We start from the raw sequence: 15635 nt of genomic DNA on the forward strand, positions 1-15635 counted from the left end.
GAAAGGGCACCATGAGAACCAACAAACTCCTCGCGACGGTTGCCATCGCAGCAACCATGGCACTCGCCGTCACCGGCTGTGCGCAGAACGCGAACAACGCAAACAGCGGCACCGCCGACACAGGCTCGACGCTCAGCATCGCCTATTCGGAGGGCGGCACGACGCTCGACCCCGCTGAGGCCAACGACGGCACCAGCGACACGCTCGTGCTCGCTGCCTACGACCAGCTCGTCACCTACGGCACGAAGGAGGAGGGCGGCAAGCGGGTCTCGGACACCTCGACGATCGAGCCGATGCTCGCCTCAGAGTGGTCGGTTGACGACTCGAACACCGTGTACACCTTCAAGCTCCGCGACGACGTCGTCTTCCAGTCGGGCAAGAAGCTCACCGCCGACGACGTCGTGAAGTCCTTCGAGCACATCGCGGCCTCGGCCTCGGCGAGCTTCCTCTACGGGATGGCAGGGATCGACTCCGTCGAGAAGACAGGCGATCACGAGGTCAAGATGACGCTGACCGCGCCGAACCACCTCTTCCTCCAGATCATCCCGATGTACTCGTTCTCGATCCTCGACATGGATCTCGTTGAGGAGAACGGCGGGGCCGACTGGCTCAAGCAGAACACCGCGGGCTCCGGCCCCTACGTCCTCGACAGCTGGGATCCGGCGAGCGAGGCAAAGCTGCACCGCAACGACGACTACTGGGGCACCGCACCCGACCTCGAGAAGGTCAACCTCAAGTTCATCGGTGACGCATCGAACCGCCTGCAGCTGCTCACCAAGGGCTCGGTCGACATGGCACTCGAGGTCGCACCGAAGGATCTCGAGGGGCTCGACGGCAAGGACGGCGTCGTCGTCGACTCGCGTCCGAGCAACAAGATCCTCTACTTCGCGATGAACAACAACGTCGCGCCCTTCGACAACGAGAAGGTCCGCCAGGCAGTGACCATGGCGATCCCCTACGACAAGCTGCTGAACGACGTCATGAAGGGGCAGGCGAGCCCGATGCGCTCGTCGGTCGCAAGCTCGACCCCCGGTTGGACCGACGCTGGCAACAACGCCGAGTACAACCTCGACAGGGCCAAGGAGCTGCTCGCCGAGGCAGGCTACGCCGACGGCTTCGAGTTCACCTTCACGCTCGGATCCGGCTTCCCCGACTGGAACGACGACGCCGTGCTCATCCAGGCCGAGCTCGCGAAGATCGGCGTCACCATGAACATCCAGAACATGGCGCGCGCCCAGTTCCTCGAGGCGCTCGCTGAGAAGAACGTTCAGGCGTACATCTCGCGCTGGACCTCGTTCGTGAACGACCCCGGCTACCACCTCGGCCTCCTGCTCGTCGACTCCGGCACGAGCAACTACGGCAACTACAACAACCCCCGCGTGAACGAGCTGTGGGCGCAGGCCGCAACCGAGTCCGACGTCGACAAGCGCAACGAGCTCTACGGCGAGATGCAGGAAATCATCAACACGGATTCGCCCTGGGGCTACCTCTACGAGTACAACATCGCGGTCACTCACCGCGACGGGCTCGAGGGCTACACCTCGTACCCCGACGGCCTCGTGCGCTTCGCGCAGCTGAGCAAGAGCGAGTAGCCCAACCACCGTCCGCGCCCCGCGCCCCTTACCCGCAGAAAAGAGAGTTCAATGTCACAGGCTTCAACTTGGGAAACACGAGTACTCCAGGCGATCGACGAGTCGTCCGAGGAGCTGCTCAAGCTCGCCGGTCTCCTCATTCAAACCCCGAGCGAGAACCCCGAGGGAGACTGCACGGAGATTGCCGAGGTCATCTCGGGCCATCTCACGCAGTCCGGAGTGGAGACTGAACTCTTCGACGCGGGTGAGGGGCGCATCAGCGTCGTCGCTCACCGCGGCGAGAAGGGCGCGGACGACCGCCACCTCGTCTTCACGGGGCACCACGATGTCGTGCCCGTCGGCGACCCGAACCGCTGGGACTTCCCGCCGTTCGCCGGCGACGTCGTTGACGGCTGGCTCCGCGGCCGCGGCGCGAGCGACATGAAGGCTGGCCTCGCCGGCCTCATGCACGCCTACATCGTCTTCGAGCGCCTCGGCGTTCCGCTCAAGGGGAAGCTCTCCTTCGCCTCGGTCCCCGACGAGGAGACGGGCGGGCCGCTCGGCGCGCACTGGCTCCTCGAGCAGGGCGTGCTCGACGGCGCGACGGGCGGCATCATCGCCGAGCCCGCCGAGCGCAACCACCCGACGATCGGGCAGAAGGGCAGCAACTGGTTCCGCCTGACGATCCACGGCACGCCGGGGCACGGCAGCCTGCAGCCGCTCCACGGCGTGAGCGCGAACCTGCTCGGCGCGCGGGCAATCCTCGCGCTGCAGAAGCTTTGGGACATGAAGCCAACGCAGTCTGAGGACCTCAAGCAGCTCATCGCGGACTCGAAGCAGTACGCCGAGGAGCGCGAGGGCTACGGCCCCGGCATCGGCGACGTGTTCGAGCACGTCACCATCAACGTCGGCAAGATCAGCGGCGGCACCTCGACGAACGTCGTCGCCGACACCTGCGTCATCGAGTTCGACACCCGCGTGCCGCTCGGCCTCACGCGCGACGCCGTCAATGAGCGGGTGCGCGAGATTCTCGCTGAGGAGGGCATCGAGGCTGAAATCGAGTTCCTCGGTTTCATGAGCGAGCCGAACTGGACGCCACCGACCGACCCGATCGTCGAGATCCTCGTCGACGCGCTCCGTGACCTCTCCGCCCCCGAGGCGCAGGGTGTTCTCCAGTGGGCCTCCTCCGACGCCCGCACGTTCCGCAGCCACGGGGTCCCCGTCCTGCAGTACGGCCCAGCCGACCTCAAGACAATCCACAACTTCAACGAGCGGGCGCTGGTGGCCGACGTCGTGCTTGCCGCCAAGGTCTACGCGCTCACCGCGCTGCGCTACCTCGGTCTCGCTGAATAACCCTCCGTCGCCTCAACAGAAAGATTCAACGCATGCTTCGCTATGTTCTCGACACCGTCGAGCTCCTCGACACTCCCAAGACCACCGGAGAGTCGCTCGCCTCGTTTCTGCGCAGCCAGGGCGCTGCCGGCGCGGAAATCTCGGTGAAAACTATCGAGGGCACGAACGGCCTCTCAACGGACTTTGTTCGCGTGTTCATCCCCGGATCAGACGGAAAGGCCGTCGGTGGATCGGCGCCGACGCTCGGCGTCATCGGGCGCCTCGGCGGCGTCGGTGCGCGCCCAGAACGCATCGGCTTCGTGTCCGACGGTGACGGCTGCGCTGCGGCACTCGCAGCGGCCGCAAAGCTGCTGAACATGGCTGCGCAGGGCGACGTGCTCCCGGGCGACGTCATCATCACGACCCATGTCACCGGCTGGGCACCCACCGAACCGCACGACCCGGTACCGTTCATGGGCTCGCCCGTCGACATGGGCACGATGAACGATCACGAGGTCGAGGAGGCGATGGACGCCATCGTCTCGATCGACACGACGAAGGGCAACCGCACGATCAACCATCGCGGTATCGCGATCTCGCCAACGGTGAAGTCAGGCTACATTCTTCGGCCGAGCGAGGACCTCGTGAGCGTTGTCGAGACCGTCACTGGCGAGCGCGCAGTCGTCTTCCCGCTCGCAACCCAGGACATCTCGCCCTACGGCAACAACCTCCACCACGTGAACTCGATCCTGCAGCCCGCCGTCGCAACCGACGCCCCCGTCGTCGGCGTCGCGATCACGACGGCGGTGCCCGTCGCCGGCTGCGCGACAGGCGCGAGCCACGCGACCGACATCGAGTTCGCCTCGCGCTTCGCGATCGAAACCGCGAAGTACTTCGGTGCGGGCCAGATCTCATTCCACGACGCCGAGCAGTTCGCGCACCTCGTGAACCTGTACGGTGAGGCAACCCACCTGCAAACCTTCGGCCGCACCCAGTAAAGCGAGCACGGCATGTCAGCACTCCTGAAAGTTGAAGATCTCGTCGTCGAGGTGCAAGCCCGGCGCGGCACGAGCACCCCTGTCGACGGCATCAGCTTCGAGATCCACCGCGGCGAGACCCTCGGGCTCGTCGGCGAGTCAGGCTCCGGAAAGAGCCTCACCGCGATGTCGATTATCAAACTGCTCCCCACGCGCGCGGTGCAGATGGCCGGAGGCCGAATTCAGCTCGACGGGGTCGACATGGCGTCCTTCTCCCCCAGGCAGATGCGCGACGTCAGGGGCATGCGCATCGGCACTATCTTCCAGGAGCCGATGACGGCGCTGAACCCGGCCTTCACGATCGGGTTTCAGATCGCCGAGCCGCTGCGCAGACACCTCGGTCTGAGCAGGGCCGCGGCGAAGAAGCGCGTCATCGAGCTCCTGGAGATGGTCGGGATCCCCCGCGCGGGCGAAATCGCGAAGTCGTACCCGCACCATCTCTCGGGCGGCATGCGGCAGCGCGCGATGATCGCAATCGCGATGTCGTGCGAGCCCGACCTGCTCATCGCCGACGAACCCACGACGGCGCTCGACGTCACGACCCAGGCGCAGATCCTCGACCTCATCCTCGACCTGCAGGAGGAGCACGGGACCGCGGTGCTCCTCGTGACGCACGACCTCGGCGTCGTCGCCCAGGCGTGCCAGAATGTCACGGTGATGCGCCGCGGCACCATCGTCGAGCAGTCGAGCGTCATCGATATCTTTGAGAAGCCGTCGCACCCGTACACCCGGGCGCTGCTCGAGTCGATGCCCGCGCGCAACGCGGGTGTGGATCGCCTGCCCTATATTGCTGAAGGAGTGTTCGAGTAATGACAGTTCTCGTACGCGCACGAAACCTCGTCAAAGAGTTCCCGCGCCGCGGCGCGAAGCGGGGCGAGCTCCCGTTCCGGGCCGTGGACGACGTCAGCTTCGACCTGCGCAAGGGTTCGACGCTCGCGATCGTTGGCGAGTCGGGTTCCGGAAAGTCGACAACCGGCCGGTGCGCCCTGCGGCTCATCGAACCGACATCCGGCGAGGTCCACTTCGACGGCGTCAATCTCATGGACCTCTCCCCCGAGGAGATGCGCCGCAGGCGTCGCCAGATGCAGATCGTCTTCCAGGACACCTACGCGTCGCTCGACCCGCGCTGGAGCGTCGGCCGCCTGCTCGCCGAGCCGCTGCAGCTCCACGAGAACCTCAGCAAGGGCGAGGTCAAGCAGCGTGTCGGCGACATGCTCGTGCGCGTCGGGCTCGAAGCGCAGCACGCCGACCGCTACCCCCACGAGTTCTCTGGCGGTCAGCGCCAGCGCATCGGGATCGCCCGCGCGCTGATGCTCAACCCGCAGCTCGTCGTCTGCGACGAGCCGGTGTCGGCGCTCGACGTCTCCGTGCAGGCGCAGGTGCTGAACCTTATGAAGGACCTGCAGGAGGAGCTCGGGCTCAGCTACATCTTCATCTCCCACGACATCTCCGTCGTCGAGTTCATCGGCGACGACATCATCGTCATGAACAAGGGCAAGGTCGTCGAGCAGGGCGACTGCCGCGAGGTCCTCCGCAACCCGCAGGATCCCTACACCCGCGCGCTGCTCGCTGCCGTGCCGATCCCCGATCCGCGGCAGGTCTCCGACCGCGAAGAGCGCCGCCGCATCATCGCGGCCGGCCTGCGGGGCCAGCATGCGTCGTAAGACGCTCGCGCTCGTCACGATCGGCCAGTCGCCGCGCGTTGACGTCACCCCTGACATCCTGCCGTTCGTCGGCGACGCGCACGTCATCGAGGAGGGCGCGCTCGACGAGCTCTCCGCGCCCGGGATCGCCGAGCTCGCGCCGCGCGACGGCGAGGGCGTGCTCGTCTCCCGGCTGCGCGACGGCGGCCACGCCGTGCTTTCCGAGGAGCGGCTGCACCCGCTCGTCGAAACGGCAGTCGCCCGCGCGGTTACCAGGGGTGCCGACGCCGTGCTCATCATCTGCACGGGCAGCATTGCGGGCATCGAGGCTGCTGTCCCCGTCTACATGGCCGAGTCGCTCGCGCACGGCGCGATGGCCGCGCTCGTCGGGCAGACGCCGCTGACAGTTGTCGCCCCCGAGCCCGAGCAGGCCGCCGGCATCGGCGGCAGGTGGGCCAAGCGCCTCGGCCGCGAGGTGCGCGTCGTCACCTGTGACCCGTACACGGCGGCCACAGCGGACTTCGCAGCACTCGGCATGCAGCTCGCGGACGCCCCTCCCGCCTGGGTGTTCCTCGACTGCATCGGCTACTCGGAAGCCATGGCGGACGCGATGCGGCAGCACCTGGACACGCCCGTGTTCACCGCGCGGGCGCTCGCCGCGCGACTCGTCGTCGCGGCCCTCTAACCCGGGTCGGAACCCCGCCGCTTCAAGGTGCTACGCTCACGCCATGGGAACGTCTAACGCCTCCGCGACGCTGCTCGCGGCCGATTCCTTTCGCGTGCGGGTACGCGATGGTGTCGCCGAGGTGCGCGGATTCGAGGCTCACCTCGACCGATTCCGCCGCGGCGTTGAAGCGGCGCTCTACCCGAACGCGGCAACAGCTCACGCCAGCGACGGCGCGCACGGAAACCGTCTTGCCGAGGCAGCACTGCGCGCAATACTCGACACAGCCGCCGAGCCCTCCGCCGCACCGTCGTCAACGCTCACGTGGGAGTCTCCTCTCACCGACCACGAGCAGATGCAACTCGACAGCTTCATCGAAGAGTCCCGCGACGCGATCCACCGCTTTGGTGAGGGCTTCCCCAGGCTCGAATTCTGGCGCGACGCAGACGGCTCGTCGCGGCTCGAGTGCACGCTGCGCCCGCTCCCGCAGCTTACGGACTCGCTAGCGCTTCGCAGCGTCATCGCAGAGCCGGGCCCGGTCGACCGCGTGAAGGGCCCAAACATCGCGCGCTACGCGGCGCTTAACCGCTCACTCGGGGCCGAGGCGCTGCTCGTCGGTGCCGGCGGCCTCGTGCGCGAGGGCGCGACGACGAGCCTGCTTTTCTGGACCGAGGAGCGCGATGACTCCGGCCACTTCATCGACTTCACCGAGCGGGTCTCTTCGGTGACCGAGGGGATCCTCCGTGCCGCGGCGGATCAGCGGCTCGTCGGCACGAAGCCGGCCGGCACCCGCTCCGGACGACTGCACGGTGCAACGCCCACTGTCGCCGAGCTGCAGGGGTACGAGGTCTGGACGCTCAATGCGCTACACGGAATCCGCCCTGCGACCCACATCGACGGACTCGCCCTCCCCGCGTTCAACCCCGCGAGGCTGCAGTGGTTCAGTGAGGCGCTCGACCGCTCGTGGGAGCCCGTGACGGGCATCGTGGCCAGCTAGCCTGTCCCGCATAGTCTGCCGACCGCATACCTCCTGGTGCTTGAGCGCGCGTACCCTAAAGCTCCAGCCTTGCGGAGACGCGAATTTCATCGGGTAGGCCGGTGTGCGTGATGAGGATGACGGCACGGTCGTCGGGGATGGCGCCAACAAGGTCGACAAGCAGCTTGTCAGCAAGCAGCTGATCGACTCCCGCAGTTGGCTCGTCGAGCACAACCACCGGGAAATCGGCCAGAATCACCCGTGCCAGGGATATCCGCTGCATCTGCCCACCAGAGACCAACGTGCCGCGCTCCCCGACCATCGCGTCGAGGCCGCCGCGTTCGCGTACCCATTCGCCGAGGCCAACGCGCTCGAGCACCGAAAGCAACTCTTCGTCACTCGCGTCCTCCCGCGCAAACTTGAGGTTTTGCCTGATGTCGGTGTTGAAGAGGTGCGGCTGCTGCTCGCACAGCCCGACGAAGCCGCGCACGGCAGCACCGGTGAACTCGCGGGCTTCGATCCCACCCAGCCGGTAACTACCGCGGTAGTCGAGGAAACGGCTGAGCGCGAGCGCGAGCGTCGACTTTCCCGCTCCGCTATCACCGGTCACCACGAGCAGCTCGGCGGGCCGGAGGGAGAACGACAGCCCCGACACCACCGTCTTGCCACCTGGGTGGGCGACGGAGAGATCAGTGACCTCCACGAGCGGCACTCCCGGCACCGCTGACGGCACCGCAAGCCGTCCGGAGATAGGCGCGGTTGCGTCGTGCACGGGGTCTACGGGGTCTACGGGGTCTACGGGAATCTCCGTCGGGAGCGCCCCGTCGGTGAGGTGCGAGACGCGCTCAGCACTGGCCGCCACCGTGCGCCGCGCCGTGAGCGCGGCGAACACCTGCGCGAAGACGTCGAAGACCGCCGCCGGTACCACGACGATCGCCGCGAACACCGGCGCGGTGAACGCTGTTCCAGCGCCGGGAGCCGCGACAAGCAAAATCGCGACGGAGGCGATGCCCGCCCCGAGCGCGACGATCGCACCGGTTAGTCCGGCTGCTCGCGTCCGCGTGAGTTGCACCCGTGTGAGGTGCGCCTCAGCGTCGGCGATGCGCGCGCGCTGTGCGCCGAGCGCACCGAACGCGTGGAGCACGCCTGCCGAGGCAAATCGGTCGAGCAGCGCGTCCGTGAGCGCCGAGCGCGCCGCGGCAAGCTCACGGTCGCTGCGCCCCGCTATCCGCTTCGATAGCGTAGCGCCGACGAGCACCGAAAGCAGCAGCACCACGGTGAGGATCGCGGCCGCCACTGGCGAAGCTATTGCGATGACCAGGATGGTGAGTGCGGTGACGGTGAGGCTGACGATTAGCGGCTGCCGCACCCTGAGCGGGTGATCTTGCAGCTGGTCGACGTCGTCGACAAATGTCGCAAGGATCTCGCCGCGACGAGACGACTCGATCGCCCCTGGAACGCGGGGCACAAGCGCAGTGAACGTCTCGGCGCGGAGCTGTGATAGTTGCGCCAGTGCTGCGTCGTGGCTCGAGAGGCGTTCGGCGTAGCGAAACGCTGCGCGGCCGATCGCGAGCGCCCTGACCCCGACGATCGCGAACGTGAGGTGCAGGATGGGAGGTTGCGCACCTGAGCGGGTGATGAGCCACATGCTCAGCGCGAGCAACCCGATTGCCGAGCCGTCTGAGAGGATCCCGAGGAGCTGGCCTGGCAGGGCTCGCCGCCAGGTGGGTGTTGCGCGCTGAAGAACGGTCTCGACGCTCATGGCCGCACCTCCTGGTCTGACCCTGACGGTTCTGCAGCGGCTGAGGCGGTCGCGGGTTCGAGCGTCGCCGGGGAGCCGCCGCTGTCTTCGGCGACGCTTGGCTGCGTGGCCGGGGCGATCGTGATGATGCGCTCTGCTGCATCGAGGAGCGCCTGGCGGTGGCTGACGACGAGCACCGCGCGCCCGGCAAGCGCCTCGGCGCGGGCTGCCTCGATGACGAGAGACTCGCTGTCTGAATCGAGCGCCGAGCTGGGCTCGTCGAGCAGGAGCAGCGTCGCCGAGACGTCGGCGGCGCGGTACAGCGCGCGCGCGATGGAGACACGCTGCGACTGCCCACCAGAGAGCCCTGACCCGAGAGCGCCAAGCTCGCGGTCGAGGGCGAGGTCATGCAGCCCGACGCGGTCGAGCACTGATCGCGCCAGCGCGGGGTCGGGGTTGTCACTGCCGAGCGCGATGTTCGCGAGCAGTGTTCCCTGAATGAGCCCCGGCTGCTGCCCTGCCCACGCGATCGGCCCGACCGCGGTCACCGCTCCGCCTGCTGGCTCGACAAACCCGAGCGCTGCCGCGAGCAGCGTCGATTTCCCGGCGCCGGACGGGCCGGCGAGCGCGACGAATTCGCCGCGGCGCACGTCGAACGTGACGGGCCCGGCAACGACGCGTCCGTCGCGTTCGATCCGCGCATCGGCAACGGAGAGGCCAACGGCTGAGCCCGCAGCAACATCGCTGGCGCGAGTGCCAGCGGCTGGCTCCGCTGCGCCATCGCCGGTCGAGCCGTTGCCCTCGATGAGCGCGAATACGTCCTCGGAGGCTGCCAGCCCCTCGGTCGAATCGTGGAATGCGGCGCCCACCTGCCGGATGGGCACGAACACCTCTGGGAGCACGAGCAGCACGAAGAGTCCGAGTGCGAGCGGGAAGTCACCTGCGACGAGCCGCGTGCCAACGGTCACCGCGACGAGGGCGATCGAGAATGTACCCGCGAGATCGAGCACGAAGCCCGAGAGGAACGTGACCCGCAGCACCTTCATGGTGCGCGAGCGATACTCGTCGGTCTCGCGCGCGATGCGGGCAGCCTGGCGCTGTTCGCGCCGGAAGATCTTGAGTGTCGGCAGCCCCTCGACGACGTCGAGGAACGAGGCCGAGAGCCGCTGCAGCTGATCCCACTGCTTGCCCTGCACAGACTGCGTTGCGAGGCCGATGAGGATCATGAACAGCGGAATGACCGGGAATACCAGCAGCACCGTGATGCCGCTGAGCAGGTCGGAGAACAGCACGGTGGCGACGAGGATTGGCGTCGCAACGACCGCGAGGATGAATTGGGGGACGTAGCCGGAGAAGTAGCCGTCGAGCGCGTCGAGGCCGCGGCCGAGCACGGTCGCGAGCTTCGCTTCAGAGGATCCGGCTGTCGCTTCCGGGCTGCGAGCGTCGAGCGCGTCGAGCGCGGCAGATCGCAGCTGCGCCTTCACCTTGACGGCGCCGCGCGCCGCGACGAGATCCATTCCCCACCCGGCGAGGGCACGGACGACGGCGGCGGCGAGAGCGCCTGCGGCGAGCCAGGGCAGGCTATCGATGGCAAACACACCATCGGCAACCTGCCCGGCCTCCCGCGGAGTCCCAAAGCCCCTCGTACACCGGAATAGCGACTGCAGCTATGGCCTGCGCGAGGAACCAGCTCCACGCGATGATCGCGAGGGTGCGCACCAATCCAAGGAGCGCACCCAACGCGAACACCGAGCGGGCGGCGCCAGCGAAACGCAGCAGGCGTGGGTCGAGGGGCTTCATCAGGGTCGGGGCCGCCTAGGCGGTGGCCTCGGCGTGCTCGTCTGCAGGGATCATGTCGTGGGTCAGCCGCTTGCGGAAGACCCAGTACGTCCAGCCCTGGTAGAGGAGCACGAGTGGGAGCGTGAACACGGCAACCCAGGTCATGAGCTCAAGTGTCTTCTGGGAGCTGGCTGCCCCGACGACGGTCATCGACTCAGCTGGGTCGATGCTGGAGATCATGAGGTGCGGGAAGAGCGCGGAGAAAATCGTGAGAAGCGCGAACGCGATCGTCACGGTATTCCCGACGAACGCCCACCCCTCGCGGCCTGCCACGTTCGCAATCCACGCACCGATCAGCGCGAGCGCAGCGATCGCAGCGCAGGCAATGATGAGCACAAGGTTCGGGTTCTCGATGTGGGCAACGATGGTCCAGACAAGGAACGCAGCGGCGAGGACGATGGTCACCAGACCAACGTTCTTCGCCAGCTTCCGCGCGTTGTCACGCATGTCGCCAACGGTCTTCAGCGCGACGAACACGAGTCCGTGCGTGAAGCAGAGCAGCGTCACGACGATGCCACCGAGCAGGCTGTACGGGTTGAGGAGCGTGAGCACCGTTCCCTCGTAAAGCCAGCCGCCACCGTCGACTGTGCGAAGCGGGACACCATTGATGAGGTTCGCGAACGCGACGCCCCACAGCAGCGGCGGGACGACCGATCCCCAGAAGATGAACTGGTCAAACCAGCGAGTCCACTGCTCGCCCTTGCGCTGGTGCCGGAACTCGAAGGAGACACCGCGGAGGATGAGCGCAACGAGGATGATGAGCAGCGGCAGGTAGAAGCCGGAGAACATCGTCGCGTACCACTCGGGGAACGCTGCGAACAGCGATGCTCCGGCGACGATGAGCCAGGTCTCATTGAGATCCCACACCGGGCCGATCGTGTTGATAAGCACGCGGCGATCGGTATCGGTCTTGCCGAGGAAGGGCAACGACATCCCAACGCCGAAGTCGAAGCCGTCAAGTACGAAGTACCCGATGAGCATCACGCCGACGATGAGGAACCATACGGTAGTCAATTCCATGATCCGTGTCCTTTCCTAGTAAACCGTCGCGAGTTGGTTGTGGTCTGGCTTTCCTGAGCCGTCACCGTCTGCATCATCGAGCAGTGGGATCTCAGGTGGGCCTTCCTTCACGGTCTTCACGATAAGACCGAACTCGACGACCGCGAGCGCGCCGTACACAACCGTGAACACGGCGAGGGACACGAGCACCATCCAGCCGGGCACACCCGGCGATATTCCTTGTTCGGTAGTCATCACCCCAAACACGATCCAAGGCTGACGCCCCATCTCGGTGAATACCCAGCCAACGAGGGATGCGAGCATCGGGATCGGGGCCGTCCAAATCGCAACGGTCCAGACCCACTTTGGCAGGTCGATGGTCTTGCGGGTGATCCACAGCCCGACGAGGGAGACCAGCGCAGCAAGCGCGCCGAGTCCGATCATCCAGCGGAATGCCCAGTACGTGACCCACACGATCGGCACGAAGGAGCCGTCGGTCGGGCAGGTGAGGAGCGTATCGCCCGCGCCGCAGTACATCTCGGTGTACTCCGCCTGCAGGTCGTTGATGCCCTCGACGGTCCCGTCAAGCGAGTTCGTGGCCAGGAACGACGCGAGGTACGGGATACGTACCGAGAAGATCTCGTGCGCACCGTCAGGTGTTCCAAGGCTGAAGAGCGAGAACGATGCGTCTCTGCCGCTCGCGGTGTTGTACATCGCTTCTGCTGCTGCCATCTTCATGGGCTGCGTCTGCGTCATCACGAGACCGAGTGCGTGGCCGCTGATTGCCACGCCGGCGAAGGCGATGAGGTTTGTCCATGCGCCGAAGCGGAGGGTCGTGCGCATCTCGTCAACGAACTGGCGTCGCTTGAGGTGCCAGGCCGCAACCGAGACCATAACCACGCCGGCAAACATGAGCGAGGCGAAGATCGTGTGCGGGAACTGGGTGAGTGCCACAGGGTTGAGCAGCACGTCGCCGATGCTCTCGAGCTCGGCGCGGCCGCGCTCGCCGTTGATCTCAAAGCCGACCGGGTTCTGCATGAACGCATTGGCCGCGAGGATGAAGTACGCCGAGAGGACGGTACCGATCCACACAAACCAGATGGTCATGAGGTGGAGCTTCTTCGGCAGCTTGTTCCAGCCGAAGATCCACAGGCCGATGAAGGTCGCCTCGAAGAAGAAGGCAATGAGGCCCTCCATCGCGAGCGGGGCACCGAAGATGTCGCCGACAAAGCGGGAGTAGTTCGACCAGTTCATGCCGAACTGGAACTCCTGCACGATGCCGGTAACGACGCCCATCGCGAAGTTAATGAGGAACACTTTGCCAAACAGCTTCGTCAGGCGGAGATACTTCTCTTTACCTGTTCGTACCCACGCGGTTTGCAAAATGGCGACGAGGAGCGCCATTCCGATCGTGAGGGGCACAAAGATGAAGTGATACAGGGTAGTCAACCCGAATTGCCAGCGCGCTAGCGCTACCGGGTCAAGGAACTCATTCATTTGTTCTCCTAAAACCAGGAGGTGGGCGCTCGCCGCGCGGGAACGCAATACTCCCGTAGGAATTCCCTACGGGCGGGTGTACCCGCGGGGCGTCAGCTAAACTGCCAACTGTTGCCAGTATATGCAAGCTGAGAGTTTCCTGCGAATCAATTTTGACGTCAAGATTCTTTTCCCTTGGAGCCGCACATCGCTCTCGCTGATTCGTCATACACTGGCTGAGTGACTTCGCCAGACGACCTGCCCGACAGCCGACCCCGCTTTGCGGCTCGGTTTGAAGATCGGATGCACCGGAGCAGGGCGAAGCAGGCCATCAAACGTGGGAAGACTCCCTCGGTCATTCCGTACATCGGCTACGGCACAACGGAGTGGGTACGCGTGCTCGGCCGCGTCCTGTACTTGCGGCCAGACACCAGTGAGCATTCCCGCTTCAGGCCCGACGTGCAGGAGGTGTCGCGCATTCGCGGCTGGCGCACCTTCACGAGCGTCTACGTGCCCTATCAGCGCATCACCGTGCTCGTCGACGACGTTCCGACAGCGGAGGTCGTCGCCGACCGCGGCGGCGTAATCGACTCGATCGTGCGTGTCGCCCTCTCCCCCGGCTGGCACACGGTCACGCTCCAGGTGAGCGACGAGGAAGCGGCGCACGCCCCCGTGAAGATCGTTGAACCGGCATCACAGCTCGGCGTCCTCTCCGACGTCGACGACACCGTGCTCATCACCGCGCTGCCCAAACCGTTCGTTGCCGCGTGGAACAGCTTCGTCCTCGACGAGACCGCACGGCGGGCAACCCCGGGGATGCCCGTGCTGTACGACCGGCTCGCGAAGCGCCACCCAGGCTCCCCGTTCATCTACCTGTCGACGGGTGCGTGGAACGCCGCGCCAGCCCTGAGCAGGTTCCTCGCGCGAAACCTCTACCCCATGGGCCCGTTGCTCCTCACCGACTGGGGCCCGACACACGACAGGTGGTTCCGCAGCGGCCGCGAGCACAAACAGCGGGAGCTCAAGCGCCTCGCCACCGAGTTCCCGGGAGTCCGGTGGATCCTATTCGGCGACGACGGCCAGCACGACGAGTCCCTCTACGCGGAGTTCGCTCGTGAGCACCCGGGCAATGTAGCGGCGGTGGCCATCAGGCAGCTCTCCGTCGGTCAGGCAGTGCTCGCTGGCGGGCGCTCAAAAGCGGAGCAGCAGAAGGACGCGAGCGGGATCCCCTGGGTGTACGGGCCAGACGGCGCGACTCTCAGTGAGGAGCTCCGCAAGCTCGGTCTGCTGTGAGCGAGCTCGTCGATCCGTGGTGGCGCCGCGCGGAGCAGCGCGTCACCGGCAGGTTCACCGTTGCGGCAAGGCCACCGTGGCTGCAGCTCGCAAAGGCTGGCAGCGCCGCGATCCTCAGCTGGTTCGTGTGCCTGATGATTTTTCCAGGCACGTTGCCCATGTTTGGCGCTATCGCCGCACTCATCGTCGTGCAGGAGAGTGTCGACCAGTCCCTCACGAAGGGCATCGAGCGCGTCGTCGGCGTACTGTTCGGGGTGTCGGTAGCGCTTGGCGCTGGGGCGCTATTCGGGACCAGCTCGTGGCTATTCATTGCGGCGATCGTCGTCGCGATGGGCGTTGGCTGGCTCTTGCGAATGAGTGCGACCTCCACGAACCAGATCGCGATCACCGCGATGCTCATGATCGCGCTCGGTGGATCAGAGCTCGGCTACGGCGTCGAGCGGCTCGTGGAGACGCTCATCGGGGCCGCGATCGGTGTCGCGGTCAACGCCGCGATCGCCGCTCCGGTGCGGACGGGCATCACCCGCCAGGAAATCACCTCGCTCACGGTGCACGCCGCGGCGGCGCTCGAGCGCCTCGCTGACGCGCTCGACGAGCCGCGAGACGAGCCCTGGCTTGAGGACATGCTCGATTCGGCCCGTGAGCTACACGAGGAGCGCGCGAAGGTGCACGCGTCACTCAGGCGAGCGCGCGAGAGCCTCAGGCTCAACCCGCGCGGCCGCCGCCACATGCGCCAACTCCTCGAAGACGACGCGCTTTTCCAGCGTGTGCAACCGATAGTGACGCAGGTCATCGGGATGTCGAGGGCACTCTACGACCTCTACGATCCCGAGCTCGTCGAGGATCCCTCGGTGATTGGAATGCGGCAAGAGATCCACCGCGCCGCCCACGACCTTCGGCTCCTTGTCGTCCGCGAGGACAGCGCGGAGGCGGCCCCTGAACCGCCGGCGCTTACCGCACCGTACACGATTCAACGACCGCCTCCGCGTCACTGGGTGCTCATCGGCTCGCTCATGGAGGACCTCAGGCGCGTACGCGGGAGGATCACGGGCGAGCTCGAATAG

Annotated in this window: 13 protein-coding genes; 9 read left to right on the forward strand and 4 right to left on the reverse strand. The window is 66.2% G+C overall.

Going from position 1 to position 15635, the window contains the following annotated elements; translation table 11 throughout:
- Nucleotides 1–11: 11 nt before the first annotated feature.
- The 7 genes from SD72_RS11500 to SD72_RS11530 are packed head-to-tail and all read left to right on the forward strand — an operon-like array spanning nucleotide 12 to nucleotide 7244.
- A complete protein-coding gene (locus SD72_RS11500; RefSeq protein WP_042544606.1) occupies nucleotides 12–1592 on the forward strand; it encodes an ABC transporter substrate-binding protein in 1581 nt (526 codons plus the stop codon).
- A gap of 51 nt (nucleotides 1593–1643) precedes the next feature.
- Nucleotides 1644–2924, forward strand: a complete 1281-nt coding sequence (locus SD72_RS11505; protein WP_042544607.1) for a M20 family metallopeptidase — start codon at nucleotides 1644–1646, stop codon at nucleotides 2922–2924.
- Nucleotides 2925–2956: 32 nt separating this feature from the next.
- Entirely contained in the window at nucleotides 2957–3901 is a 945-nt protein-coding gene (locus tag SD72_RS11510) for a DUF1177 domain-containing protein (RefSeq protein WP_042544608.1), read from the forward strand.
- 12 nt (nucleotides 3902–3913) lie between these two features.
- Nucleotides 3914–4750, forward strand: coding sequence for an ABC transporter ATP-binding protein (locus tag SD72_RS11515; protein ID WP_052492637.1), 837 nt, complete (start codon nucleotides 3914–3916; stop codon nucleotides 4748–4750).
- Nucleotides 4750–5604 carry an ABC transporter ATP-binding protein gene (locus SD72_RS18490; protein WP_052492638.1) on the forward strand — a complete coding sequence of 285 codons (855 nt, stop codon included), beginning with the start codon at nucleotides 4750–4752 and terminating at the stop codon, nucleotides 5602–5604. The genes SD72_RS11515 and SD72_RS18490 overlap by 1 nt, the downstream gene beginning before the upstream one ends.
- The gene (locus SD72_RS11525; protein ID WP_042544609.1) at nucleotides 5594–6268 is read left to right on the forward strand and encodes an AroM family protein; all 675 of its coding nucleotides are present in this window, start codon (nucleotides 5594–5596) and stop codon (nucleotides 6266–6268) included. Before SD72_RS18490 ends, SD72_RS11525 begins: the two co-directional genes overlap by 11 nt.
- Nucleotides 6269–6311: 43 nt before the next feature.
- Nucleotides 6312–7244 (forward strand): hypothetical protein, encoded by a 933-nt coding sequence (locus SD72_RS11530; RefSeq protein ID WP_042544610.1) that lies wholly within the window; start codon nucleotides 6312–6314, stop codon nucleotides 7242–7244.
- Between the two features lie 55 nt (nucleotides 7245–7299).
- Here SD72_RS11530 and cydC read toward each other — a convergent pair whose 3' ends face one another.
- From cydC to SD72_RS11550, 4 genes are all read right to left on the reverse strand, one after another.
- Nucleotides 7300–8985, reverse strand: coding sequence for a thiol reductant ABC exporter subunit CydC (cydC, locus tag SD72_RS11535; protein WP_042544611.1), 1686 nt, complete (start codon nucleotides 8983–8985; stop codon nucleotides 7300–7302).
- A complete protein-coding gene (gene cydD / locus SD72_RS11540) occupies nucleotides 8982–10562 on the reverse strand; it encodes a thiol reductant ABC exporter subunit CydD (RefSeq protein WP_232299745.1) in 1581 nt (526 codons plus the stop codon). The genes cydC and cydD overlap by 4 nt, the downstream gene beginning before the upstream one ends.
- Nucleotides 10563–10779: 217 nt before the next feature.
- Nucleotides 10780–11823, reverse strand: a complete 1044-nt coding sequence (cydB, locus tag SD72_RS11545) for a cytochrome d ubiquinol oxidase subunit II (RefSeq protein ID WP_042544612.1) — start codon at nucleotides 11821–11823, stop codon at nucleotides 10780–10782.
- Between the two features lie 15 nt (nucleotides 11824–11838).
- Complete coding sequence (locus SD72_RS11550) at nucleotides 11839–13299, reverse strand: cytochrome ubiquinol oxidase subunit I (RefSeq protein WP_042544613.1); 1461 nt, start codon at nucleotides 13297–13299, stop codon at nucleotides 11839–11841.
- Between the two features lie 219 nt (nucleotides 13300–13518).
- Between SD72_RS11550 and SD72_RS11555 the strand changes: the two genes are divergently transcribed.
- Both SD72_RS11555 and SD72_RS11560 read left to right on the forward strand, forming a co-directional pair.
- A complete protein-coding gene (locus SD72_RS11555; RefSeq protein ID WP_042544614.1) occupies nucleotides 13519–14571 on the forward strand; it encodes an App1 family protein in 1053 nt (350 codons plus the stop codon).
- Entirely contained in the window at nucleotides 14568–15635 is a 1068-nt protein-coding gene (locus tag SD72_RS11560) for an FUSC family protein (RefSeq protein ID WP_052492640.1), read from the forward strand. Before SD72_RS11555 ends, SD72_RS11560 begins: the two co-directional genes overlap by 4 nt.

Source organism: Leucobacter komagatae (genome assembly GCF_000834055.1).
Classification (GTDB): Bacteria; Actinomycetota; Actinomycetes; order Actinomycetales; family Microbacteriaceae; genus Leucobacter; species Leucobacter komagatae_A.

Coding starts and splice junctions, on each gene's coding strand:
- SD72_RS11500 (WP_042544606.1), top strand. CDS start 12: ATGAGAACCAACAAACTCCTCGCGACGGTTGCCATCGCAGCAACCATG.
- SD72_RS11505 (WP_042544607.1), top strand. CDS start 1,644: ATGTCACAGGCTTCAACTTGGGAAACACGAGTACTCCAGGCGATCGAC.
- SD72_RS11510 (WP_042544608.1), top strand. CDS start 2,957: ATGCTTCGCTATGTTCTCGACACCGTCGAGCTCCTCGACACTCCCAAG.
- SD72_RS11515 (WP_052492637.1), top strand. CDS start 3,914: ATGTCAGCACTCCTGAAAGTTGAAGATCTCGTCGTCGAGGTGCAAGCC.
- SD72_RS18490 (WP_052492638.1), top strand. CDS start 4,750: ATGACAGTTCTCGTACGCGCACGAAACCTCGTCAAAGAGTTCCCGCGC.
- SD72_RS11525 (WP_042544609.1), top strand. CDS start 5,594: ATGCGTCGTAAGACGCTCGCGCTCGTCACGATCGGCCAGTCGCCGCGC.
- SD72_RS11530 (WP_042544610.1), top strand. CDS start 6,312: ATGGGAACGTCTAACGCCTCCGCGACGCTGCTCGCGGCCGATTCCTTT.
- cydC (WP_042544611.1), bottom strand. CDS start 8,985: ATGAGCGTCGAGACCGTTCTTCAGCGCGCAACACCCACCTGGCGGCGA.
- cydB (WP_042544612.1), bottom strand. CDS start 11,823: ATGGAATTGACTACCGTATGGTTCCTCATCGTCGGCGTGATGCTCATC.
- SD72_RS11550 (WP_042544613.1), bottom strand. CDS start 13,299: ATGAATGAGTTCCTTGACCCGGTAGCGCTAGCGCGCTGGCAATTCGGG.